Consider the following 24,303-nt stretch of genomic DNA (forward strand, 5'->3'; position numbering starts at 1 on the left):
TTCGGCCAGGGGCCTGGGTAAGTTGGAGATATGTCCTCAACCCGGTCAGACTTCGTTCATCTTCACACCCACACCCACTATTCCACCCTGGACGGGGCCAGCAGGATTCCCGACCTGGTTGCCGAGGTGGGGCGGCTGGGGCAGCCGGCTGTGGCCATCACCGACCACGGCAATATGCACGGGGCCTACGAGCTCTGGCGAACGGCCGTGGATGCTGACATCAAGCCCATCATCGGCATCGAGGCCTATGTGACCCCAGAGACGGCCCGTCAGGACAAGAGCCGGGTCCACTGGGGAACCGACGAGCAGCGTTCCGACGACGTCTCCGGCGGCGGCTTCATCACCCATATGACCCTCTGGGCCAGCGACGACACGGGCCTGGTCAACCTGATCAAGGCCTCCTCGGTGGCCAATCTGGAAGGCCTGGTCGGCAAGTGGCCCCGCATGGACAAGGACCTGCTGTCCACCTACCACAAGGGGGTCATCGCCACCACTGGCTGCCCCTCGGGCATCGTCCAGACCAGGCTGAGGCTGGGCCAGTTCGACGAGGCGCTGCGGGCCGCCGGGGAATTCCAGGACATCTTCGGCAAGGAGAACTACTACGTGGAGCTGATGGACCACGGCCTGGAGATCGAGCACCGGGTGACCAAGGACCTGCTGGAGATCGCCCGTCGTCTGGATGCCCCCCTGGTGGCCACCAACGACTCGCACTATGTGCGCAAGGAGGACGCCTCGGCCCAGGATGCCCTGCTCTGCATCAATTCGGGATCCCGGCTGACCGACCCCGGCCGCTTCAAGTTCGATGGCAGCGGCTACTACATCCGCTCGGCCCAGGAGATGCGCGAGATCTTCAAGGAGTTCCCCGAAGCCTGCGACAACACCCTGGAGATCGCGGAACGCTGCAACGTCATGTTCGATGACCACGAGGACGGGGCCTTCATGCCCCGCTTCGACTGCCCGGAGGGCTGGGATGAGACCTCCCTCTTCCTGAAGAAGGTGGACGAGGGGTTGAAGAACCGCTACCCGGACGGGGTGCCCGAGGAGGTCTCCCACCAGGCCGACTACGAGTGCGGGGTCATCTGCCAGATGCAGTTCACCGGATACTTCCTGGTGGTGGCCGATTACATCAACTGGGCCAAGAACCACGGAATCATGGTGGGGCCGGGCCGTGGATCGGCGGCAGGGTCCATGGTGGCCTACGCCATGGGCATCACCGAGCTGGACCCGCTCAAGCACGGGTTGATCTTCGAGCGCTTCCTCAACCCTGAGCGCGTCTCCCTGCCCGATATCGACGTGGACTTCGACCCCGAGGGGCGCATGAAGGTCCTGGACTATGTGGGCCGCAAGTACGGATCCGACAAGGTGGCCCAGTGCGTGACCTACGGCACCATCAAGACCAAGCAGGCCCTGAAGGACTCGGCCAGGATCATGGACTACGAGTACTCGGTGGGCGACCAGGTCACCAAGGCCCTGCCGCCTACGGTCAATGGCAAGGATATGAGCCTTAAGGAGATCTTCGATCCCCAGTCCAAGCGCTACCCGGAGGCCAAGGAGTTCCGCGACCTGTACGAGTCCAACCCGGACGTCAAGCGGATCACCGAGGAGGCCAAGGGCATCGAGGGCATCATCCGCCAGACAGGTGTGCACGCCTGCGCCACCATCATGGCCTCCAATCCCATCACCAACACCTCGCCGCTGATGGAGCGCACCGACGGCACCGTGACCACCACCTTCGAGTACCACACCTGCGAGACCCTGGGGCTGGTCAAGATGGATTTCCTGGGGCTGTCCAACCTCACGGTCATCAGGGACACGGTCAACAACATCAAGCGCAATGGCAAGGAGCCCATCAGCATCGAGAAGGTCCCCTTGGATGACAAGGAGACCTACCAGCTGTTGTCCCGGGGTGACACCCTGGGCGTCTTCCAGCTTGATGGCGACGGCATGCGCTCCCTGCTGCGCATGCTCAAGCCCGACAACTTCAACGACATCTCCGCTCTGATCGCCCTCTACCGGCCAGGGCCCATGGATATGAACTCGCACATCAACTACGCCAAGCGCAAGAACGGGCTGCAGAAGATCGAACCCATCCACCCTGAGGTGGCCAAGCCTCTGGCGGGTGTGCTGGACGAGACCTACGGCCTGATCGTCTACCAGGAGCAGGTACAGTCCGCTGCCCGAATTCTGGCCGGCTATTCCCTGGGTCGAGCCGATGTGCTGCGAAGGGCCATGGGTAAGAAGAAGCCCGACGTCCTGGCCAAGGAGCAGGTCCCCTTCTTCGAGGGCATGAAGGAGCATGGCTACTCCCAGGAGGCGGCCCAGGCTGTCTGGGATGTTCTGGTGCCATTCTCCGGCTATGCCTTCAACAAGGCGCACTCCGCGGCCTACGCCCTGATCGCATACTGGACCGCCTACCTGAAGACCCACTATCCGGTGGAGTTCATGGCCGCCCTGCTGCAGAACGAGCGGACCAACAAGGACAAGACCGCCCTCTACCTGGGTGAGGCCAGAAGGATGGGCATCCGCATCCTGGCGCCTGACATCAACGAGTCCGTGTCCGAGTACTCCGCTGTCGGCGACGTGGTCCGCTTCGGCCTGGGAGCCATACGCAATGTGGGCGACAAGGTGGTGGCGGACATCATCAAGGAGCGCCAGGGACCCCGGGGTAAGTACGTCAACTTCATGGACTTCGTCAAGCGGGTGCCCATGGAGGTGCTCAACAAGCGAACCGTGGAATCCCTGATCAAGGGCGGTGCCTTCGACAGCATCGACCCCAACAGGAGGGCCCTCTTCCAGATCCACGATGAGGCCATCGACCAGGTCATGCCCATCAAGCGCAAGCAGGCCGAGGGCCAGTTCGACCTCTTCGCCGACGCGGATGACGACGAACCCCAGCAGGATGCACTGGGCGATGCCCAGGTGACCGTGCCCGACATCGACGAGTGGGACAAGTCCACCAAGCTCAACTTCGAGCGACAGATGCTGGGCCTGTATGTGTCCGACCACCCGCTGAGCGGCATGACCTCGGTTCTGGCCGGCATGCGTGACATGTCCATCGCCCAGCTGCTCAACCGGTCCAAGAGCATGGACGGCAAGGCGGTGACCCTGGCCGGACTGGTCACTGCAGTGGACCGCCGGGTCTCCAAGAAGGGCAATCCCTGGGCCATCGTCACCATCGAGGACCTGGAGAGCTCCATCCAATGCATGTTCTTCGGCAAGGTCTATGACGCCCACTCGGACGACCTGGTCCTGGACTCGGTCATTCGGGTGAGGGGAGTGGTCGAGTTGCGGGACGAGGCCACCAACATCCGCGTCAACGATATGGAGGTGCCCGTCCTGGAGTCGGCGGACGAGCGGCCTCTGACCATCACCCTGCCCAGGCAGGCCCTGGATCGGGGGCACATGGAGCGGCTGGCCCGGATACTCAAGTCCCACCCCGGCTACTGCCAGGTCCGTCTGGCCGTCACCGACGACCGGGGCAACGTGCGTCTGTTGACCTTTGGCGATGGATTCCGCACCCGGCACGACACCTCTATGATGGCCGAGATCAAGTCCGTCTTCGGACCCTCCTGCCTGCCGTCGGCCTAGGACGCGCCCGGAACCGTCTCACCATTTGGGACGGTGGTGAGTCGCTGGCTTTGGCGACACAAAAGTTCACTACCATCAAAGTATGTCAAAGCTCATGATGAGAACCATGGATCTGCGCGGGAAAACCATGTCCCGCGCCCAACTCCTCGCCGCCATGCCCCGGGCCGATATGGGTACCCGGGAGGCCAGCGCCCAGGTGCAGCCCATACTGGACCAGGTGCGCGAGCACGGGGCTGCGGCCCTGCGCGACCTGGAGGAGAAGTTCGATCATGTGCGTCCTCATGATCTGAGGGTCCCGGCATCGGCCATGCAGGAGGCCTTGGAGCAGCTGGATCCCAAGGTCAGGGCGGCAATCGAGGAGTCCGTCAGCCGCATCCGCAAGGTCTGCACCACACAGGTGCCCAAGCCCATGGCCACCGACCTGGCACCCGGCGCCCGGGTCAGCGAGCGGTGGATCCCGATTGAACGCGTAGGCCTCTACGTGCCGGGAGGCAAGGCACTGTATCCTTCCTCGGTCATCATGAACGCGGTCCCCGCCCAGATTGCCGGCGTCGATTCCCTGGCCGTGGCCACTCCGCCCTCATCCGATGACCCTCACGGTCTGCCGGCGGCCATCATCCTGGCTACCTGCGCCATTCTGGGAGTGGACGAGGTCTATGCCGTGGGCGGCGCCCAGGCCGTGGCCATGTTCGCTTACGGGGCCAGGGGGTCGGAACCGCAGGACGGGGAGATTCTCTGCGACCCGGTCGACAAGATCACCGGGCCGGGCAACATCTTCGTGGCGACAGCCAAGCAGATGGTTTCGGGCATGGTGGGCATCGACGCCGTGGCCGGACCTACGGAAATCGCCATTCTTGCCGACGGGCAGGCCAACCCTGACTGGGTGGCGGCAGATCTGATCGGCCAGGCCGAGCATGACGAGCTGGCCGGCTCGGTGCTGATCACCGATAGCCCGGAACTGGCACAGGGCGTTCAGGCGGCTCTGGAGCGCAGGGTCCCTCGAACCGAGCACGCCGACCGGGTGCGTACCTCCCTGGGTGGCAACCAGTCGGGAATCATCCTGACCGACGGGATCGACCAGTCCATCGACGTGGCCAATGCCTATGCCGCTGAGCATCTGGAGGTTCAGACCGCCGATCCTGACGCCGTCATCGACAGGATCCGGAACGCTGGAGCCATATTCCGCGGTCCTTACTCTCCTGTTCCCCTTGGCGACTACATGTCCGGGTCAAACCACGTCCTGCCCACCGGCGGAACCGCCCGGTTCGACGTAGCCCTGGGCGTTCATACCTTCATGAAGCCGGTCGAAGTCATTGAGTACGACCAGGAGGGGCTCAAGCCCATCGCGGCCAAGATCAACGATTTCGCAGTATCCGAGGACCTGCCCGCCCATGGCGAGTGCATCCTGAGCCGGTTCCTGGACGACCCCTACGACAAGGCCGATCTGGAAGCCAACGAAGAGAGGGCTGGCCTGCTGTGAGCGCCATACCCGCCGATCTGCCCCTCCGTATGGACCTGGTAGGGGAGGAGCCCTACGGCGCCCCTCAGTTGGATGTCCCGGTCTGCCTGAACGTCAATGAAAACCCCTACCCCCTGGACCAGGAGGTGGTCGATGCCATCTGCCAGCGTGTGCGCCAGGTGGCCCCCGGCCTCAACCGCTATCCGGACAGGGAGCATGAGGACCTGCGGCGGGCCCTGGCTGTCTATCTGAAGAGGGAGTCGGGGACCTCGCTTGAGCCCGAGCAGATCTGGGCGGCCAACGGGTCCAATGAGATCATGCTCCAGCTCTTCCAGGCCTTCGGTGGGCCGGGCAGGACCGCCTTGGGCTGCGACCCCACCTACTCCATGTATCCCGAGTACGCCCGGGACACCTTCACCGACTGGGAGCTGGCCCACCGGCGGTCTGATTTCAGCCTGGACATGGATAACACCATCGAGCGCATCAAGGCGCTGAGGCCAGCCATGGTCCTGGTGACCAGCCCCAACAATCCCACGGGGACACCCTTGCCCATGGATCAGCTGACCAGGCTCTTGGAGGTCTGTTCTCAGGTCCCTGTGGCGGGCGCGGATCCGTCCGCCCGACCCATCGTGGTCGTGGATGAGGCCTACATCGAGTTCCGCGACCCGGGCACACCCTCGGCGGTCAGTCTGATCGGGCAGTACGACCACCTGGCGGTCAGCCGTACCATGTCCAAGGCCTTTGCCTTCGCCGGCGCCAGGGTGGGCTACATGGCGGCCTCCCGGGGAATAGTCGACGCGGTCCGTATTGTTCGGATGCCCTACCACCTGAGCGCCCTGACCCAGGCTGCGGCCCTGGCTGCCCTGGAGCACACCGACCTCCAGCTGGCCCGGGTAGATCAGCTTCGCCAGACCCGTCAGAAGACCGCCGAGTGGCTGGCCGGGCAGAAATTCCATGGTCAGCCCTTGACTGTGGTCCCCTCGGCATCCAATTTCATCCTCTTCGGCATCTTTCCCGACCGGGATGCCGTCTTCGAGGCCATGAAGGATGAGGGTGTGCTGATCCGGGCCGTGGGTCCCCAAGGGTATCTGAGGGTCTGCATGGGCACGGACGCGGAGATGGAGCGATTCCGCCAAACCCTGGTCCATGTCCTCAAGCGGTTCTAGGAGGATCAGACCAGCGGCACGGCTATGCTGGTGGTCTAGACGCCGTGCAGGAGTCACAGTGCGAACTGGAGCGCGCGGCAGAAAGCGGAGGAGCAGCAATGGCAGGCAGAACAGCCACCATCACCCGCCAGACCAGTGAATCCAAGGTGAGCCTGAGTCTGGACCTGGATGGCACCGGGGTGACCGATATCGACACCTCGGTGCCCTTCTATGACCATATGATGACAGCCTTGGGCAGGCATTCCCTGATCGACCTGACCATCAAGGCCAGCGGGGACACCCAGATCGATGTTCATCACACCGTCGAGGACGTGGCCATCGTCTTTGGCGAGGCCCTGGCCCAGGCCCTGGGAGACAAGCGGGGCATCAAGCGCTTCGCCGATGCCACCGTCCCATTGGACGAGGCCCTGGCCCGAGCCGTGGTCGACATTTCCGGCAGGCCCTATGCGGTCTGCACCGGTGAGCCGGAGGGGTTCGAGTACGCCATGATCGGCGGGCATTTCACCGGCTCCCTGGTCAGGCACGTCATGGAGTCCATCGCCATGCATGCCGGCATCTGCCTTCACCTGACCCTCTTGTCGGGCAGGGACCCGCACCACATTGCCGAGGCAGAATTCAAGGCCCTGGCCAGGGCTCTGCGCTTCGCTGTGGAGCCAGATCCCAGGGTGAAGGGCATCCCCAGCACCAAGGGGTCGCTATGAGCGCCGATGAACACGACAACAACGACAGCAGGGATCAGGACCTGCCGGATTCCGGGCATCATCTGAGCGAGGAAGAAGTCGAGCGGGCCTTGGCCAGCTTTGAGGCCGAGTTCAATGAGGGCCAGAACCAAGAGGATCAGCCAGCTGAACACTCTGGATCAGGCGTGAATGCCGATCCCGCTGACCAAGGGTCGGTGGAACCGGACGAGGCTGATGGCGTTGCGGCTGACTTCGACCAGGAGCTTGAAGGCCTGATCGGCAACCGGGCCAAGGCCGCCGTCATGGTAACCCGTCTGGCATCTGCAGAGCTTTTGGCCGCCTTCTGCCAGATATCCGATATTTCTGCCTGGTGCATTCAGGCCCGTGAGGGTGCCGTGGCCGTCCTGAGAAACCTGGACGGGGACGGCCCCGAGGCAGCCATCCGCGATCTGACCACGGTCGTATCCGGGCTCAGCGCCATTCTGGCGGTCAACCGGGCCGACAAGCTCGAGGTGACACTCTGGATCAGCGGACAATCAGGTCAGACGCTTGCACCGCCCATTCTCTTTGCCGCCACCGCCGACTTTGTGGAGGACCTGATGATCGGGACCACCACAGTAGACAGGCTGCGCCAGGATGGGGCCACCATCTTCGACTCGGGGGAGTACAACCGCGAGAAGGCCATGGGCATCATCGCCTCGCACACCAGGTTCGGGGCCGGAGGATCGACTCGCAAGGGCCGCGTCGAGTAAACGTTTGGACAAAAGACCTGCTAGGAGGAACATGACCAGGATACAGGTGCTTGACTACGGGTTCGGCAATGTCCGATCCATGGTGCATGCCCTCTCCCAGCTTGGGGTCGATGCGCAAATCAGCGCCGATCCCGACCTGGCCATGAAGGCCGACGGCCTGGTCATTCCCGGCGTGGGGGCCTACGGAGCTTGTATGGCGGGGTTGCGGGCCGTGGGCGGCGACCGCATCATCCTGGATCGCCTGGCCCAGGGACTGCCTGTTCTGGGGGTCTGCATTGGCCTCCAGGTCATGTTCCAGTTCGGGGACGAGGACGGCCACAGCGAGCCCGGACTGGGCTTGATCCCCGGTCGGGTGACCAAGCTGGATGCCGATGTGGTGCCCCATATGGGCTGGGATCATGTCCAGGCACCTCAGGGAACACGACTGCTGGCAGGTGTCCAGGATCAGCGCTTCTATTTCGTCCACTCCTATGCCGCTATGGCGGCGCAGCCCGATCTGTCTGTGCGTGTATCAGTATTGAATGAACATAGCGACAGCCAGCCAGAGTCGAACAGGACCATACAGAATGCCTCTTTCGGCGAACCGCTGGTCACCTGGGCCACCTTTGGACGCAGCAGGTTCGTGGCCGCCTATGAATGCGGTCCCTTGAGCGCCACCCAGTTCCATCCTGAAAAGTCCGGACAGGCCGGCGCACGGTTGTTGACCAACTGGGTGCGGACCCTTCCCGAGGCTTCCGGACTCCCCTGCGAGAAAGGTGAATGAGATGCTGACGCTTCTACCCGCTGTCGATGTCCGTGACGGAAAGACGGTCCGCCTGAGGCAAGGGATCTCCGGCTCCGAGAAGGTCTATGGTGAGCCTGCTGATGCAGCCAAGGCCTGGGTAGACCAGGGTGCCGAGTGGCTCCACCTGGTCGACCTGGATGCGGCCTTCGGCACTGGAGACAACCGCGACAAGCTGGCCGCCCTGGTCAATCAGCTGGGGGACCGCGTCAAGGTGGAGCTCAGCGGCGGCATCCGCGACGACGCCAGCCTGGAGGCAGCCCTGGATGCAGGCGCCACCCGGGTCAACATCGGCACGGCGGCCCTGGAGAACCCGGAGTGGACCAGCCAGGTTCTGGGTCGCTACGGAGAGAAGGTCTGCGTGGGGCTGGACGTGCGCGGGCACACCCTGGCCGCCCGGGGCTGGACCAGACAGGGCGGGGACCTTTTCGAGGCCATGGAGCGACTGGACCGGGACGGGTGCAGCCGGTACGTGGTCACCGACGTGACCCGCGACGGGATGATGACCGGCCCCAACCTGGATCTGCTGGGGCAGGTGGCTGACCGGACCCCAGCCAAGGTGACCGCCTCGGGGGGCATATCCAGCCTGGATGACTTGAGCCACATCCTGGATCTGTCCGATCGGGGCGTGGACAGCGCCATCCTGGGCAAGTCCCTCTATGAGGGGGCCTTCACCCTGGAGCAGGCACTTAACCTGGTTTCGGGGCATTGTTAACGCTATAAGCAAATCTGCGAAATATAGGAATGGGAGCATAAGCTCTATGGATAAGCAAGAGGAGTTCGCGCTGCGCACTGTCGAGGAGCGTGATGTCCGGTTCATTCGTCTCTGGTTCACCGACGTTTTGGGCACCCTGAAGTCGGTGGCCATAGCGCCCACCGAGCTGGAGGTGGCCTTCGAAGAGGGGCTGGGCTTCGACGGCTCGGCCATCGAGGGCATGACCAGGGTCTCCGAGGATGACATGATCGTCAAGCCCGACCCGTCCACCTTCCAGATACTTCCCTGGAGGGGCGGGCCCCAGGGCACAGCGCGGATTTTCTGCGACGTGCTCACCCCGGACGGCGAGCCCAGTAGCGGTGACCCCAGGCACGTACTCAAGCGGGCCCTTGCCAAGGCCAAGGAGAAGGGCTTCATCTTCTATACCCATCCGGAGATCGAGTTCTACCTGTTTGAGAACCAGGATGACTGGTCCCAGACCCCGACACCCATCGACGAGGGCGGCTACTTCGACCACGTGCCCCGCAGCCCGGGGATGGACTTCCGCCGGGCCTGCGTCAACATGCTGGAGCAGATGGGCATCTCGGTGGAGTACTCCCACCATGAGGCCGGACCTGGGCAGAACGAGATCGACCTGCGCTATGCCGACGCCCTGACCACCTCCGACAACATCATGACCTTCCGGACCGTGGTCAAGGAGATCTCCCTGGAGCGGGGAATCTACGCCAGCTTCATGCCCAAGCCCTTCACTGACCAGCCAGGGTCGGGCATGCACACCCATCTGAGCCTGTTCGAGGGGGATACCAACGCCTTCTACGAGGTGGGCCAGGAGTTCAATATGTCCCAGACGGCCCGGCAGTTCGCCGCCGGCATCCTGGCCCATGCGGCCGAGATCTGCGCGGTGACCGACCAGTACGTCAACTCCTACAAGCGGCTTTGGGGCGGGGCCGAGGCGCCCAGCTACGTCTGCTGGGGGCACAACAACCGGTCCGCCCTCCTGCGCATACCCCAGTACAAGCCCGGCAAGGGCAACTCGGCCAGGATGGAGTTCCGCGGCCTGGATCCGGGAGCCAACCCCTACCTGGCATACTCGGTGCTGCTGGCTGCCGGCCTTGACGGAATCGAGCAGAAGATGACCCTGGGCGAGCCCACCAGTGACGATGTCTGGGAGCTGACCGACGCCGAGCGGCAGGCCATGGGCATCGAGCCCCTGCCTGACAGCCTGGATGCGGCGCTCAAGGTCATGGAGAAGTCGGACTTCGTGGCCCAGGTGCTGGGCGAGCAGACCTTTGAGTACTTCCTGCGCAACAAGCACCGGGAGTGGGCCGGGTACAGCCGTCAGGTCACCCCCTACGAGCTGGCCTACTACCTGCCCAGGCTTTGAACCCGAGTCTTACTGGTCCGATCGACCGAACCAGCTGTTGTAGATGATGACGAAGTTGCGGTTGCCGTAGCTTGAGCAGCGGTTGCCTTCGCCGTCGCCTGCCCGAAGCGCTGCCTCGTTGGGCTGGTAGGGCGTATAGATATAGAGCAGGGCAGTGGCATCGTTCTCGATGTAGACCTTGCCGCTGCCACAGGAGGCATCGGGGCTGAAGCGCACATCGTTCAAGACCTTGGTCTGGTAGCCGTATTGGTCCCGGTGGGCCTGATAGTAGCGGAATCGGTGGGCGGCCCCGTAGACCTGGTTGAAGAAGCCGGCATAGCGGGCGTCACAGTCTGCATCATCAGGGCAGGAAAGGCCCATGGCCGACTGGAGCTGGACCTGGGTGGGGGGCTGGTCGGTGGCCACCAGGTGCTGCTCCTTTTGCAGCATGGTCAGGAGGACCTTCTGGCTGATCCCACAGGAGCGGGCGGCCCCGTCGATGATCTGAGCCGCGCTCTGCCCCTTGCCGCCCTTGTAGGCATCACAGAGGCCGTCACTGGGGCGGTCGGGAACATCCATCTGCAGACTGCGCAGGCAGGTTGATCCGTTGCAGGAGGCCCCCTTCTGGTCCAGGAAGGCCTGAACATCGTCAGCGTTCATGTCCACGGTGTCATGGAAGCGGTGATCGGTGATGATCCTGCCTGGATTGAAGACGTACTCCTGCGAGAGCTGCTCCTGGTGGCGGATGACGCGGCCGACCATCAGCCGGTAGGAGACGAAACGGACGGCCAGGACACACAGGGCGACCACCAGGACTATGGCCATCAGGGCGGCCCCCAGGGTCTGCACGCGGCGGAGGGTCATCCGTCCGCGTTTGGTGCCGCCCCTGCGTCTTTGTCCGGATGGCCTTGTACTCATGGTTTTCCTTCCAGTGCCTTCCTGATCCTTTGCAGGCTGACAGGGATGGCCGTCCCCAGCTCCTGGGCCCAGATGGAGACAAAGTACTCCTCCATCATCCAACGTCCCCTTCGCGCACGGTCCATGGCCTGGTCTCGTCCGGGACCGGCGGGCAGAGCCTGGGCCGCCTTGGCCGCCTGGTCCACCAGATCCTGGGCGGTCTGCGCCTGCCATGCCCATCGTACGTCACGGTCCTTGTCTCTGCGGGCCTTGTCCAGGCGCATCAGGTCCGCCTTCAGGTATGTGCGCAGGCGGGGAAGGGCGTAGGGCGGGTCGGCACTGATGAAGCCCTTGGCCACCAGGCTGGCCGAATGCTGGCGTATCCACTGGAGGACCGAAAGCAGGGGTAGATCGGCCGGGCCGGACACGGCCTTGTCCACCTGGGCAGAAGTCTCCAGAATGGCGGTCACATCCTTGGCCACCTGATACACAGTGTCCTCGTAGACCTGGCTGACGCCGGCCACGGCTTCCTGCAGGGTCCGGTCGTCGGTAATGGCCTCGGTGTGGGGGATCAGGCGCTTGACAGCGGCCATCTGCAGGTCCTCGGCCAGGGCGGAGGTGTCCGCATAGGGGGCCGAGGCCAGCATCAGGGCCTCCCTGCTCAGCCAGCGTGAGGAGATTCGCTGGGCAGGCAGGTGAAGCTTATCCAGGGCGGCCTGCCAGATCAGTTCCTCGCGCGGCTTGGTGGTGGCGCCGGACTGATGGAGCAGGTCGGCACTCTTGACCACCTGGCCTTGTCGGGCGGCCTTGCTGGCCTGGGAGTCCACCCGGGACCGGGCCGACTGTCGGGCCTGTCCGGCCAGGTCGCGTTGCAGATCAGTCAGGGACTTGGACCGGCCCAGGACCTTGGGGTGGCCGTGGCCCTTGCGGCCCTGACGTCGATCCTCCTCCACCTGGAAGGTGGGCCGCAGGTAGTCGGGCAGTCGTTCCAGCCTGGACTGGGTGAAGACCTCCGGGTGCAACTGGGCTCCGACCGTATCGATGGCTGCGGCGGTGAAGGCCTGCTCGAAGTCCGGCCAGCCTCCGTCGGGGATGGCTCCTGCATTGTTTGCGTCCTCGTCCGCATGCTGCTGGTCCGCCGACCCGTAGGTGGCCTGGTCTGCCGAAGAAGGATCGGCACCGGGCAGCAGTGGATAGTGGCCGTCTATCCAGGCGCGGATGGCTCGGGCGGCATCAGGTGCGGGGACGAACTGGACCCGCAGGGCCTTGGGCAGGGACTTGATGGTGGCTGTGATCAGGTCGTCCAGAAGGCCGGGCACGGTCCAGCTGAACTGTCCGGGTGTCAGCTGGTTCAAGCAGTGCAGGGGAATGTGGACCGTGATGCCGTCGTCCGGCTCTCCGGGCTGATAGCGATAGGTCAGGGGCAGATCCATGGGCCGGCCGTCGATGCCCTGGGTATGCCAGTGGTCGGGATAGTCACCGGGCCGGTAGGAGGCGGACTGGTCGTTCAGGCGCTCCACCTTGTCGGGGTCAAAGTCCAGCAGGTGTGGGTCCGCATCGTGGTGCCGCCGCCACCAAGAGCCCAGCGCGGCCAGGGAGGTGGCCTCCTGGGGAATGCGCTCCTGGTAGAAGTCATAGAGGTCCTCTTCGGTGAAGGTGCCGGTCACCTGACGGGTCCGGCTGGTACGCTCGCCCGCCTCGCTGAGCACCTGCCGGTTGGCTTGGATGAAGCCATCATGCGGAAAGCGCTCGCGCACATCGCCCTGGACCAGGCCCTGGCGTATCAGCATGTCCCGGGCCTGGCCGGGATTGATACGAGCCCACTGGACGGTCCTGTCGCGCACGATGGGCAGACCGTAGAGCAGGACCTTGGAGGTCGCCACCGCGGCTCCGCGTGAGGCCGACCAATGGGGTTCGGCGTAGGTGGTCCTGGTCAGGGACTTGGCCAGGGGCTCGGCCCAGGCGGGATCGATGGCTGCGCAGCAACGCGCCCAGAGCCGGGAGGTCTCCACCAGTTCGGCGGCCATGATCCAGGGCGGGTTGGCCTTGGCCAGGGCGGAGCCAGGGAAGATGGCGAAATGCGTGCCGCGCGCCCCCTGGTAGTCGTTCTTGGCCTGTCGGCGAGCCCGCTTCATGGCCTTGGTCCGGGCCGCGCCATGTAATCCGGCGAAATCGGAGGCCTTGGGTTCGTGGATCACCTGCATGCCCATGCTGGAGAGCAGGCCGGCCAGCATGGACCGATGGATCCCTTGGTCGTCCCAGGAGCAGACAAGGGCGTGTGCCGCCTGCTGCCCAATAGGCAGGTCCAGCAGGGCCTGATCCGGTCCCTTGACGGGGACGGGGGAGCCCACCTTCATGTGCAGACCCCGGCACATCTGGGCCAGCTGCCGGTAGAGATCATGCCACTGCCGCATCCGAAGGAAAGCCATGTATTCCTGCTTGCAGGCCTTGCGTAGGGCCCCGTTGGAGGGCTCCTTGTCCTGCGGGAAGAAGCGGTTCCAGATATTCAGGGCCGTCAGGAAGTCGCTGGAAGGGTCCTCATAGCGGGCATGGATCCGGTCGGCCTCCTCGCGTTTCTCCTCAGGGCGCTCGCGGGGGTCCTGCAGGGAGAGAAATGCTACGACTACCAGAACGGCGGCCAGGGTGTCCGGGGTGGCATCCTGACCGGCCTGCAGGATCATTCTGCCAAGGCGGATGTCGATGGGGATCCTGGCCAGCCGTCGTCCAAGACTGGTCAGCCGGATAAGGCCCTGCTGGCGGGAGATGGCCTGCAACTCAGTCAGTTCCCGCAGACCGTCGCTGACTGCTCGGGTGTCGGGCGGGTCGATGAAGCCGAAGTCGGTCACGTCCTCGGCCGTATGGGCCACGCCCACTGAGAGCATGTGAAGGATGACCGACCCCAGGGAGGTGCGCAGGATCTCAGGATCAGTGAACTTGGGACGGGTGTCATAGTCGTCCTTGGCGTACAGGCGGATGGCGATGCCGTCGGCCACGCGTCCGCAACGGCCTGCACGCTGATCGGCGGAGGCCTGGGAGATGGGCTCGATGGGCAGGCGCTGGACCTTGGCCGACTTGGAGTAACGGCTGATCCTGGCCAGTCCCGGGTCCACCACGTAGCGGATGCCCGGCACCGTCAAAGAGGTCTCGGCCACGTTGGTGGCGATGACGATGCGCTGATGGCCGTGGTGTTCGAAGACACGGTGCTGTTCCTTGGCCGACAGGCGAGCGAAGAGGGGGATGATCTCCAGGGCATCCGGGCGGCGCATGTCGGAGGTTCGCGGACCGAAGTAGCGTCGCAGGGCGGTCTCGTACTCGCGGATGTCGCGTTCTCCGGCGGCGAAGACCAGTATGTCCCTAGGGCCGTCCACGTGGGTGGAGTGGATGACCAGCTCGGCGCAGGCCCGGGCCACCGCCTTGGGGATGTCCGGATCCTCCCTATCCTGGCCCTCCTCATCAGAGTCGAACCCTGGGACGTGCCGCATCAGTGCCGGAGCTGATCCGGCGGGCTCGTAAAGGGTCTGGACCGGGTAGGTGCGGCCGGAGACCTCCAGCACGGGCACCTGGGTGTGCAGGGCTTTGGCGAAGTGGTCTCGGAACTTGACCGAATCGATGGTGGCAGAGGTGATGATCAGCTTCAGATCGGGCCGCTTGGGCAGCAGGGCGGTCAGATACCCAAGCAGAAAGTCGATGTTCAGGCTGCGCTCGTGGGCCTCGTCGATGATGATGGTGTCGTAGGCCCGCAGCTGGGGATCGCCCTGGATCTGTGCCAGAAGGATACCGTCGGTGACCACTCGCAGTCGGGTGCTTCGGCTGGACTTGTCGGTGAAGCGCACCTGGTAGCCGATCTCATCACCCAGTCTGGTACCCGTCTCCGAGGCGATGCGCTCGGCCACGGTTCTGGCGGCGATCCTCCTGGGCTGGGTGTGCACAATCTGACGTCCGTGGTCGCCGCGGCCCATCTGAAGGAGAATCTTGGGGATTTGGGTGGTCTTGCCCGAGCCGGTCTGACCTGAGACGATGACCACCTGGGAGGACTGCACGGCATGGACGATGTCCTCCTTGGCCGCGCTGATAGGTAGCTCGGCGGGATACTCGAACCTCATGCCCGGCCCACCTCGATGATCCGGTAGCCTTTGGCCGAGGCATACTTCTGCGCTGTCCAGCCGGGGCCCAGTGCGTCAGCCAGCCAGGGAATCAGCGAGTCGGCACCCAGATTGCGCTGGACCACCAGATAGGCCCGGCCCAGAGGCTTCAGCCTGGGCAGGTAGGTCATTAGCAGGTCGTGCAGGGCCGCCTTGCCCACCCGGATGGGCGGGTTGGACCATATCAGGTCATAGCGCAGATCGTCCGGTACCTGCTCAGGGGTCAGCGTGCACACCTTGTCAAGGCCCAGGGTTTGTGCGTTGCGGGCAGTCAGATCCAAGGCCCGCTGGTTGGTGTCCACAGCGTAGACGTTGGCTTCGGGCGATTGCATGGCCATGCTCAGGGCGATGGGCCCCCATCCGCAGCCCAAGTCCAGAAAGTCGCCCTCGGCCGGGGGCTGGGGAACGCGTTTGAGCAGGACCGAAGTGCCCAGGTCAAGCCTCCCTGACGAGAAGACCCCGTGGGAGACCTCCACCTGGCAGGTGCGGCCGGCCAGCTCCACCTGGATGGTTCGCCGCTGGTCAGGGGATGCCGGACGGGCTACGAAATACTGTTCGCCTCCATCCGTCCCGGTCCTGGAGGATTGCCCCCGGCTGCTGCCATGGTCCCTGTCCGTCATGTCCATCCAATCCGTCTGTGAAGTTTGCCCGTCCCTCGGGCGCTCGCTGATGTCTGCTAAGAAGATGATAATAAAGACTGTGTCATGATTCCGCCTATACCGGATTCGTTCCCTAGTCCATAGATCAATGCAGAGGTGCCTTTGACCCAAGAAAAACCGACCCGAGAGCATGGTTCAGCAGTTGTCGATGCCCATCAGGACCCGCTCGCCCACAAGTCCGAGGTGCTGACAGGCAGTAGGGAGCAGGTCGGGCAGGACCGGGATCAGGAGTGGGAGGAGCGCAGCCGGCGCAATGCCTTCCGCCATGTAGAGGGGCTGGGTGAGCTCCAGGACGTGACCGAGGTGGAGTACCGCAAGGTCCGTCTGGAGCGGGTGGTCCTGGTCGGCGTTTGGTCGGGTTCGCGGACCACGGTCGGTCAGGCCGAGGAGTCCCTGCGTGAGCTGGCAGCCCTGGCGCGTACCGCTGGAGCCGAGGTGCTTGATGGACTGCTCCAGCAGCGGGTCAAGCCGGATCCGGCCACCTACCTGGGCTCGGGCAAGGCGCGGGAGCTGGCCGATATTGTGGCCCGGCTGGGTGCCGATACCATCATCACCGACGACGACCTTCATCCCTCCCAGCGACGTGCCCTGGAGGATGTCACCAAGGTCAAGGTGGTCGACAGGACGGCCCTGATTCTGGACATCTTCGCCCAGCACGCCACCAGCCGAGAGGGCAAGGCCCAGGTGGAGCTGGCCCAGCTGGAGTACATGCTGCCTAGGCTGCGCGGCTGGGGCGGATCCCTCTCCCGCCAAGCCGGAGGTCAGGCTGCCGGGCAGGCCGGCGGCATAGGATCCCGCGGACCCGGAGAGACCAAGATCGAGACCGACCGGCGGGTCATCAGACGGCGGATTTCCCGGCTGAAGCGCCAGATAGCCCAGATGGCCCCCTCGCGTCAGGTCGAGCGTGGGTCCCGGCGGCGCTACCAGTTGCCGGCCGTAGCTGTGGTGGGATACACCAACGCTGGCAAGTCTTCGCTGACTAATCGGCTGACCGGGTCCGAGGAACTGGTGGAGAACGCCCTCTTCGCCACCCTGGACACGGCCGTCAGGCGTACCAAAGCGGCAGATGGTCGACTCTACGTTTATGTGGACACGGTCGGGTTCGTCCGTCGCCTTCCCACCCAGCTGGTGGAGGCCTTCAAATCAACGCTGGAGGAGGTGGGGCAGTCAGACCTGATTCTGCATGTGGTGGACGGCTCTCATCCTGATCCTTTCGGTCAGATTAGGGCCGTGGATGCCGTGCTGGCAGACATTCCAGGAGCCGAGTCCATTCCCCGACTGCTGGTCTTCAACAAGGTGGATCTGATCGACCAGTATGCCCGGCAACGGCTTGCCAACCTTGAGCCTGAGGCCTTTCTGGTCTCGGCCAGGCAGGGGCAGGGTCTGGAGTCCCTGCGCAGGCGGGTGGAGGAACTGTTGCCTGCCCCCGCCGTGCATGTCCAGGCCATCCTGCCCTACACCAGCGGTTCGCTGCTGGAACAGGTGAGGCAGCTGGGACGGGTGGATTCATTGGAATACCGGGCCGACGGGGTTGCGCTGAGCGCTGATGTGGGCGACCGCTTGGCGGCCGCCGTGCTTGATCAGGCCATTGACCAGAAGCCCTTGCAAGCTTCGGAGGGTGACACGCCATCGGCCGGGCTGAACTCTTGAGGGCAGATGCACACCAGGTCACCTATGCTGGGTAGACTACGTATGTTGTCAGCGGCAAACCCGTTTCCCGGGTTCCGATAAGAGAGGTCCATAAAACTATGGCGGAATCATCAATCAAGCCAACCAAGCTAGCGATCGTAGGAGCCGGAGCTGTGGGGTCGACCCTGGCATTCTCGGCGGCCCAGCGTGGCGTGGCTCGAGAGATTGTTCTTGAGGATATCAACGCCCAGCGTGTTGAGGCTGAGGTCCGCGACATGCAGCACGGATCCAGCTTCTATCCCACGGTCACCATCGATGGCTCGGACGATCCGCAGATCTGCGCCGACGCCGACATGGTGGTCATCACGGCCGGAGCCAGGCAGAAGCCGGGACAGACCCGACTAGACCTGGCCGGAGCCACCATCAACATGATGAAATCCATCATCCCCCAGATGGTCGAGGTGGCCCCCAATGCCATCTTCCTGCTGATCACCAACCCCGTCGATATCGTTACCAGAGTCTCCCTGGAGCTGTCCGGACTGCCGGTCAATCAGATGTTCGGTTCGGGCACCAATCTGGACTCTGCCCGCCTGCGCTACCTGATCGGCCAGCAGACCGGAGTCAACGTCAAGAACGTCCATGCCTACATCGCCGGTGAGCACGGCGACTCCGAGGTCCCGCTCTGGAGCTCGGCCACCATCGGCGGCGTGCCCATGTGCGACTGGATGGAGCTGCCCGGCCATGAGCCTCTCGATGCGGCCAAGCGTGAGGAGATCCACCAGGAGGTGAAGAACGCCGCCTACCAGATTATCGAGGGCAAGGGGGCAACCAACTTCGCCATCGCCATGTCCGGCGTGGACATCATCGAGTCCATCCTGAACGGCACTGACCGAATCCTGCCGGTCAGCTCCCTGCTGGAGGATTTCCATGGGATCTCCGACGTGTGCATGTCGGTGCCTAGCGTGCTCAACCGTGACGGGGTCAACACCCACATCAACACCCCGCTGAGCGACGGCGAGCTGGCAGCCCTGAAGCGTTCCGCCGAGACCCTCAAGGAAACGGCAAGCAAGTTCGGCTTCTGAGTATTTCTTAGAAAACCCTTGCCTTGTGTCCCCTGGTGACATACTTTGGTGCCTGATGAATCGGGGTATGCATGAACGCTCATGAAGGTGGTGTCCAGGGCGGCGGATCCGCCCATCGTCGACAGTTGCTGACGACCCTGGCGCTGACGGGATCGGTCTTTGTGGCTGAAGTCGTCGGCGCCTTGGTCACCCGCAGCTTGGCCTTGCTGGTCGACGCCGGACACATGATGACCGACATGGCTGTGCTGATCGCCTCCACAGTCACTGCTGTGTTGATGGAGCGCCGTCCCACAAACCGGCGGACTTGGGGCTGGTCCCGTCTGGAGGTCATCACGGCGGCCGGCGGGGCTTTGGTTCTGCTTGCTGTGGGCATTTACGCCATTGTGGAGGCTGTCTTGCGGCTCTGGTCACCTGGGCGCGACCAGGTCCATCAGCAAGGGCTGCTGCTTTTCTTCGGCATCCTGGGACTGGCTGCCAATGTGGGGTCCATCCTGGTCCTGGCCTCCGGGCATAAGGACAACCTGAACATGCGTGCCGCTTTTCTCGAAGTGGTCAACGATGCGCTGGGTTCGGTGGCGGTTCTGGTATCAGCCGTGGTCATGATGCTCACCGGCTGGGCCGGCTTTGATGCCGTGGCCGGAGGTCTGATCGCTCTGCTGATGATTCCGCGTGCGATCAAACTGCTGGCCAGCAGTGTTTCCGTGCTTCTTGAGGAGACCCCAGCGGACCTTGACATGGCCAAGGTCAGGAAGCACCTGGAGGGTGTGCCTGGCGTACTTCAGGTTCATGACCTGCATGCCAACAGCGTCTCCACCGGCCTGCCCCAGCTGACAGCACACGTAATCGTTCCCAAGGGTACGACGGCCGTTGAAAACGAACGAATTTTGACTAGCATGCAACGCTGCCTGCGCGATCATTTTCCGGTCTCGGTTGAGCACACGACCTTTCAGATAGAACCGCAGGGTCACCGAGACAGCAGCGGTGAGCATTTGGGCATGTAGTCCTCAGACCTTGCGCAGGACGGTGACCACCTTGCCCATGATGACGGCGTGGGTACCGTCAATGGGTGAGTAGGCCGGGTTGTGGGGAATCAACCAAACGTGGCCCTTCTCGCGGCGGAAAGTCTTTACCGTGGCCCCATCGTCCAGCAGTGCCGCGACGATATCCCCGTTCTCGGCCTCCTGTTGACGGCGGACGACCACAAAATCCCCGTCGCAGATGGCGGCATCGACCATGGAATCCCCATGGACCTCAAGCATGAAGAGCTCACCGGATCCCGTCAGACGTTCGGGCAGACGCATGACATCGTCCACATGCTGCTCGGCCAGAATGGGCTGACCGGCGGCGATTCTGCCGACCAGGGGCACGTCGCGCGACTGCATGATCGCCTCGTCGGTCTGCGTGTCGGGGAAGGGCACGATCCTGGCGGTTCCAGCAGTCGGCTCAGGCTGGTCTTGGACCAGCTCTATGGCACGTCCCTTGTTGGCGGTCAGACGAATGTAGCCCAGATCCTGCAAGACCTGAAGCTGGTGCTTGACGGAAGAAGTGCTGCGTAGTCCCGCGTCTTTGCCGATTTCCCTGTAGGAGGGCAGGAATCCACGCTCTGCCAGGTGCCGCTTGATAGCTTCCAAAACCCTGGCCTGACGATCGGTCAGCTTGGGTCGGGATCCCTTATTCAGGCTCTCGGTGCTGACGGAAGTTTCAGCGGCTTCCTGAGAGTCGGCACTGTTGGTGATAGTGGGCTGGTTGAGGGAGCTCGTAGCCGTGGACCCGGTAAAGGGGATGGTACTCACGATGGGCTCCTTTCCTTGCAAACTGCACTCAGTCTAACCTGCCCGGAGTGAAAAATCAAACAAATGTTCGAATCAGCCTTGCCAAACGACTCTCGAAGTGCCACAATAAGAACATCTGTTCGATAGAACAAATGTTCGAAAGAGGTGTGCCATGGTTGTTCGTACCTGTGCCAGTTCCCGCATGTCTGCGTCGTCGAACCTGTTTTCGGCCTGCCGGGCGTATGTAGGTTCTGCGTTCTCGTCCGTCATGGCCCGTCTTCGTGGAGCTGCCAAAGCCTGTGTGTCTGAGCAAGGTTTTGTGAGTGTCATTGTGCATAGATTCGCTGTTTTCCTGGCTGTCGGTGCTCTGACCCTGGCTGGAATCGGATTGATGGCTCGACCGGCCAGCTCCGCTCCGGGACCGCAGGAGGTTATCACCAGAACGGTTCGTCCGGGCGATAATGTCTGGTCCTATGCGACTTCGATCACCCCGCAAGGGGAGGATGTGACTAAAAACGTGGACCGCATCATGCAGATCAACAACATGTCTTCGCCCAATCTGCACGTTGGTGACCGGATTCTGATCCCCAGTGACGATTGAGACAGCGACTTTCGATCCAGGGAATCAATGAAGGGATTCAATGACTTGTCGTATGAATGAAGGCAATAGCCGAATTCGAGGAGTTTGTCCAGGGTTGTACGCTGATAGGCCCGGTATACGTGGGTCTTGCGGTCCTTTGGCGCTATGATATTGCGTATGCACTGTCCTTTCTGCCAGAATCCCGATACCAAGGTTGTGGATACGCGAATTAGCGACGACGGCCATGCCATCAGACGCCGCCGTGAGTGTCCGCAATGCTCGCGTCGGTTCACCACGGTGGAGACTTCGATTCTCTTGGTCATGAAACGCTCAGGTAATGCCGAGCCCTTCAATCGCGACAAGGTCATCTCAGGAGTGAGGAAGGCCTGCCAGGGCAGGCCCATCGATGAGAATGACCTGAAGCTCCTGGGCCAGCAGGTTGAAGAGGATCTGCGCTCACGCGGCCTGGCTCAGGTCGATTCGGAAGAGGTCGGCAGGGCCATCCTGAAGCCCCTCAGGGAGCTGGATGAGGTGGCCTATCTTCGCTTCGCCTCGGTCTATCGCAACTTCAGCAACCTGGAGGACTTCCAACAGGCCATTGACACTCTGCGCGCTGAAGACCAGTCCGCCGAAGAGCAGTCTGCTACTGCACGGTCCTGAAGTTAACTACTCAGGCACCAGGTACATCATCCCAGGTCCAGCAGCCTCTGATCCTCGGAAGTCTGGGCGATGACCAACTCCTGGGTCGGTCGCGTCATGGCCACATAAAGGTCGGCCGCCGCACTCAGCCTGGAAGGGGCTTCGTTCTGGATGGCTCCCGGCTCAACCAGAACCACGGCGTCGAACTCCAGCCCTTTGGTGTGGCCGGTGGTCGTGATCGTGATTTGGCGCTCCTGAGCCTTATCAATATGCAGCCGTGTACTGGCCTCAGCTTCCAGAGCACTGGGAACGATGATCGCCAGGCGTCCGGTACCGTCTTTGCCTAGATGTCGTTTCGCCAGTTCGTTAACCAGGTCAGGCAGCCGATCCAGCAGGCTGGCCTGATCGTCAGCCCGCAGGTGGCTGACCGATCCTTCAACCTCGCGCACGGCCTTGAGTGTTGAAACCTCGAGACCCTCGGAGGCTGCGAAGGCGGAGGCCAGGTTGGATACCTGACGGGGGTTGCGATAGTCGATGGTCAGCTGACGCAGGTCCCACCCGTCCGGACCGAAAAGCTTATCCATGGTGGAGGCCCAGGACCGTGTGCCACCAAGGGCCGCCGTCTGAGCAACATCCCCGACGATGGTAAAGGACCGGGAGGGGCAACGCCTGACCAGCATCCTCCAATCCATGGCCGTCAGCTCCTGGGCTTCGTCGACCACAATGTGCCCGTAGACCCATTCTCGGTCGGCGGCCGCCTGGGTGGCTGCCTGGTTGTCGTCCTGGCCGTTGATGGAATCCAGCAGCATCTGCGAGGTCACGATGCCTGTGCCGATGCCGTTCTGAGCCAAGGTGTCGCTGGCAAACCGGCGTTCCTCGTCGCGGCGGGCCTTTTCAGCCTGGTCTCGATCCGCCTGGCGGGGGTCGGGGCCCAGCAGCTCCATGGCCTCGTCCAGGATGGGGATGTCGGATACGGTCAGTTCGGCGCCGTCTGGGCGGGTCAGCAGGTCAATCTGTTCGGGAGTCAGCCAGGGGGCGAACCGGCGCAGACGGTCCGGCCTGGACCAGAGGTCGTTGACCAGCCAGCGGGGGTTCATGGGGAGCCAAGCCAGGTTGAGGGTCCGTCGCACCTGGTCGTTCAGCCTCAGCAGGGAGGTGACCCGGGCAAGTTCCTCGGCTCCGGGCTGATAGTCTACCCCCTCGGCATAGCGGGTGGTCATGGCGTTCAGGGCCGAGCGCACAAAGGTGTTCCTGGCCTTGTTGTGGGGCTGATGGCTGCGGCGGGCATCGACCAGGGCCTGTTCCAGGTCTACCGCCAGCATGGGTACGGCAACCCCGTCCACCTTGACCGTGGGCAGGGAGGCAGGCACCCGTTCCCGAGATGCGACGGCGTTGGCTACGGCCTCGGCCATGCGGATGTCCCCCTTGAGCCGGGCCACGTGCGGGTCCTCCTGACGTTCGGTGCTGATGCCGGGGATGAGGTCGCCCATGGTGCGGCTGAGCACTCCGGTCTCACCCAGGGAGGGCAGGACCTGGTCGATGTAGTGCAGGAAGGCGTTGCTGGGCCCGACGATGAGCACGCCCGAACTCTCCAGTCTGCGCCGGTGGGTGTAGAGCAGATAGGCCGCCCGATGCAGGGCCACGGCCGTCTTGCCAGTGCCTGGTCCTCCCTGGACCACCAGCGGGCGGGTCATGGGGGAGCGGATGATCCGGTCTTGTTCGGCCTGGATAGTGGCTACGATGTCGGTCATCTGCCCGGTGCGGCGGCTGGACAGGGATGCCATAAGCGCGCCCTCTCCTGCTAGGGTGCCGCCCTGGGCCGCCTTGTCCACCTCGGGGGCGGACAGGTCCAGAACCTCGTCCTCGATGCCGGTGACCTGACGGAAGCTGAGGGTGATGTGCCGACGCATGACGATGTCGCCGTGGTCGGCTGGGGTGGCCTCATAGAAGGGGCGCGCGGCCTCGGCACGCCAGTCGGTCAGAATGGGCTCGTGGTTGCTGTCCAGCAGACCCAGCCGTCCGATATATCGCCGGCCGCCCTGGGCCGTATCCAGTCGGCCGAAGACCAGGCGGTCCTCCACGGCCCGCAGCTGGGTCAGCCGGTCCTCATACATGTTGGCGAAGGAATCCCGTTCGGTGCGCTGGGTGGGGGATCCGTGGGAGCCGGCGGCCCTGACTGCGTCCAGTCTGGTTCGGGCCTGCGTCCGCAGCTCGTCCAGACGGCCGTAGGCCCTGTCCACCGCCGTCTGCTCTTCATGCAGCTGTGAGGAATAGCTCGACATGTGCGTCCGTTCTGTCCAAAGTTCAAAAATCGGATGATCCAATATACCGCTCGACCTCTACTTTTTCGGCTCTGAAGACCCTCGGCCGCGCTCTCTTTGACAGGTGGCGAAACGCCG

18 protein-coding genes are annotated in these 24,303 nt (G+C 63.4%); 13 read left to right on the top strand and 5 right to left on the bottom strand.

Annotated features, from left to right (window positions below):
* The first annotated feature begins 30 nt into the window (after window positions 1-30).
* From dnaE to glnA, 8 genes are all read left to right on the top strand, one after another.
* Window positions 31-3,588 carry a DNA polymerase III subunit alpha gene (gene dnaE, locus ACNAOV_RS02520; RefSeq protein ID WP_416517835.1) on the top strand — a complete coding sequence of 1,186 codons (3,558 nt, stop codon included), beginning with the start codon at window positions 31-33 and terminating at the stop codon, window positions 3,586-3,588.
* 82 nt (window positions 3,589-3,670) lie between these two features.
* Complete coding sequence (gene hisD, locus ACNAOV_RS02525; protein ID WP_416517836.1) at window positions 3,671-5,068, top strand: histidinol dehydrogenase; 1,398 nt, start codon at window positions 3,671-3,673, stop codon at window positions 5,066-5,068.
* On the top strand, window positions 5,065-6,213 hold the full coding sequence (locus ACNAOV_RS02530; protein WP_416517837.1) for a histidinol-phosphate transaminase: 1,149 nt from the start codon (window positions 5,065-5,067) through the stop codon (window positions 6,211-6,213). Before hisD ends, ACNAOV_RS02530 begins: the two co-directional genes overlap by 4 nt.
* A gap of 98 nt (window positions 6,214-6,311) precedes the next feature.
* The gene (gene hisB, locus ACNAOV_RS02535) at window positions 6,312-6,914 is read left to right on the top strand and encodes an imidazoleglycerol-phosphate dehydratase HisB (RefSeq protein WP_416517838.1); all 603 of its coding nucleotides are present in this window, start codon (window positions 6,312-6,314) and stop codon (window positions 6,912-6,914) included.
* Entirely contained in the window at window positions 6,911-7,645 is a 735-nt protein-coding gene (locus ACNAOV_RS02540) for a hypothetical protein (protein WP_416517839.1), read from the top strand. The genes hisB and ACNAOV_RS02540 overlap by 4 nt, the downstream gene beginning before the upstream one ends.
* Before the next feature lie 31 nt (window positions 7,646-7,676).
* Window positions 7,677-8,408 carry an imidazole glycerol phosphate synthase subunit HisH gene (gene hisH, locus ACNAOV_RS02545; RefSeq protein ID WP_416517840.1) on the top strand — a complete coding sequence of 244 codons (732 nt, stop codon included), beginning with the start codon at window positions 7,677-7,679 and terminating at the stop codon, window positions 8,406-8,408.
* Between the two features lies 1 nt (window position 8,409).
* The gene (priA, locus tag ACNAOV_RS02550; protein ID WP_416517841.1) at window positions 8,410-9,141 is read left to right on the top strand and encodes a bifunctional 1-(5-phosphoribosyl)-5-((5-phosphoribosylamino)methylideneamino)imidazole-4-carboxamide isomerase/phosphoribosylanthranilate isomerase PriA; all 732 of its coding nucleotides are present in this window, start codon (window positions 8,410-8,412) and stop codon (window positions 9,139-9,141) included.
* A 46-nt stretch (window positions 9,142-9,187) separates the two neighbouring features.
* Window positions 9,188-10,525, top strand: coding sequence for a type I glutamate--ammonia ligase (gene glnA / locus ACNAOV_RS02555; RefSeq protein ID WP_416517842.1), 1,338 nt, complete (start codon window positions 9,188-9,190; stop codon window positions 10,523-10,525).
* A gap of 9 nt (window positions 10,526-10,534) precedes the next feature.
* Here glnA and ACNAOV_RS02560 read toward each other — a convergent pair whose 3' ends face one another.
* The 3 genes from ACNAOV_RS02560 to ACNAOV_RS02570 are packed head-to-tail and all read right to left on the bottom strand — an operon-like array spanning window position 10,535 to window position 16,169.
* Entirely contained in the window at window positions 10,535-11,422 is an 888-nt protein-coding gene (locus ACNAOV_RS02560) for a hemagglutinin (protein WP_416517843.1), read from the bottom strand.
* Window positions 11,419-15,504 carry an ATP-dependent RNA helicase HrpA gene (gene hrpA / locus ACNAOV_RS02565; RefSeq protein ID WP_416517844.1) on the bottom strand — a complete coding sequence of 1,362 codons (4,086 nt, stop codon included), beginning with the start codon at window positions 15,502-15,504 and terminating at the stop codon, window positions 11,419-11,421. Before hrpA ends, ACNAOV_RS02560 begins: the two co-directional genes overlap by 4 nt.
* Entirely contained in the window at window positions 15,501-16,169 is a 669-nt protein-coding gene (locus tag ACNAOV_RS02570) for a class I SAM-dependent methyltransferase (protein ID WP_416517845.1), read from the bottom strand. Before ACNAOV_RS02570 ends, hrpA begins: the two co-directional genes overlap by 4 nt.
* A gap of 216 nt (window positions 16,170-16,385) precedes the next feature.
* Here ACNAOV_RS02570 and hflX point away from each other — a divergent pair, with 216 nt between their 5' ends.
* The 3 genes from hflX to ACNAOV_RS02585 all read left to right on the top strand — a co-directional run bounded on the left by hflX (window position 16,386) and on the right by ACNAOV_RS02585 (window position 19,914).
* Entirely contained in the window at window positions 16,386-17,852 is a 1,467-nt protein-coding gene (hflX, locus tag ACNAOV_RS02575) for a GTPase HflX (protein WP_416518124.1), read from the top strand.
* Between the two features lie 98 nt (window positions 17,853-17,950).
* Window positions 17,951-18,913: an L-lactate dehydrogenase gene (locus ACNAOV_RS02580; protein WP_024627229.1), complete on the top strand. Its 963-nt coding sequence runs from the start codon at window positions 17,951-17,953 to the stop codon at window positions 18,911-18,913.
* Window positions 18,914-18,984: 71 nt separating this feature from the next.
* On the top strand, window positions 18,985-19,914 hold the full coding sequence (locus ACNAOV_RS02585; RefSeq protein WP_416517846.1) for a cation diffusion facilitator family transporter: 930 nt from the start codon (window positions 18,985-18,987) through the stop codon (window positions 19,912-19,914).
* A gap of 3 nt (window positions 19,915-19,917) precedes the next feature.
* Here ACNAOV_RS02585 and lexA read toward each other — a convergent pair whose 3' ends face one another.
* Window positions 19,918-20,592, bottom strand: coding sequence for a transcriptional repressor LexA (gene lexA, locus ACNAOV_RS02590; RefSeq protein ID WP_416518125.1), 675 nt, complete (start codon window positions 20,590-20,592; stop codon window positions 19,918-19,920).
* Window positions 20,593-21,004: 412 nt separating this feature from the next.
* On the opposite strand from lexA, the gene ACNAOV_RS02595 reads away from it, so the two are divergent.
* Together ACNAOV_RS02595 and nrdR are read left to right on the top strand one after the other, a co-directional pair.
* A complete protein-coding gene (locus ACNAOV_RS02595; protein ID WP_416517847.1) occupies window positions 21,005-21,286 on the top strand; it encodes a LysM peptidoglycan-binding domain-containing protein in 282 nt (93 codons plus the stop codon).
* Between the two features lie 156 nt (window positions 21,287-21,442).
* Window positions 21,443-21,925 (top strand): transcriptional regulator NrdR, encoded by a 483-nt coding sequence (nrdR, locus tag ACNAOV_RS02600; protein ID WP_416517848.1) that lies wholly within the window; start codon window positions 21,443-21,445, stop codon window positions 21,923-21,925.
* 26 nt (window positions 21,926-21,951) lie between these two features.
* On the opposite strand, the gene ACNAOV_RS02605 is transcribed toward nrdR, so the two are convergent.
* Entirely contained in the window at window positions 21,952-24,186 is a 2,235-nt protein-coding gene (locus tag ACNAOV_RS02605) for a HelD family protein (protein ID WP_416517849.1), read from the bottom strand.
* Window positions 24,187-24,303 lie beyond the last annotated feature (117 nt).

The sequence above is a fragment of the Bifidobacterium asteroides genome, assembly GCF_048001765.1.
In the GTDB taxonomy this organism is placed as follows: domain Bacteria; phylum Actinomycetota; class Actinomycetes; order Actinomycetales; family Bifidobacteriaceae; genus Bombiscardovia; species Bombiscardovia asteroides_K.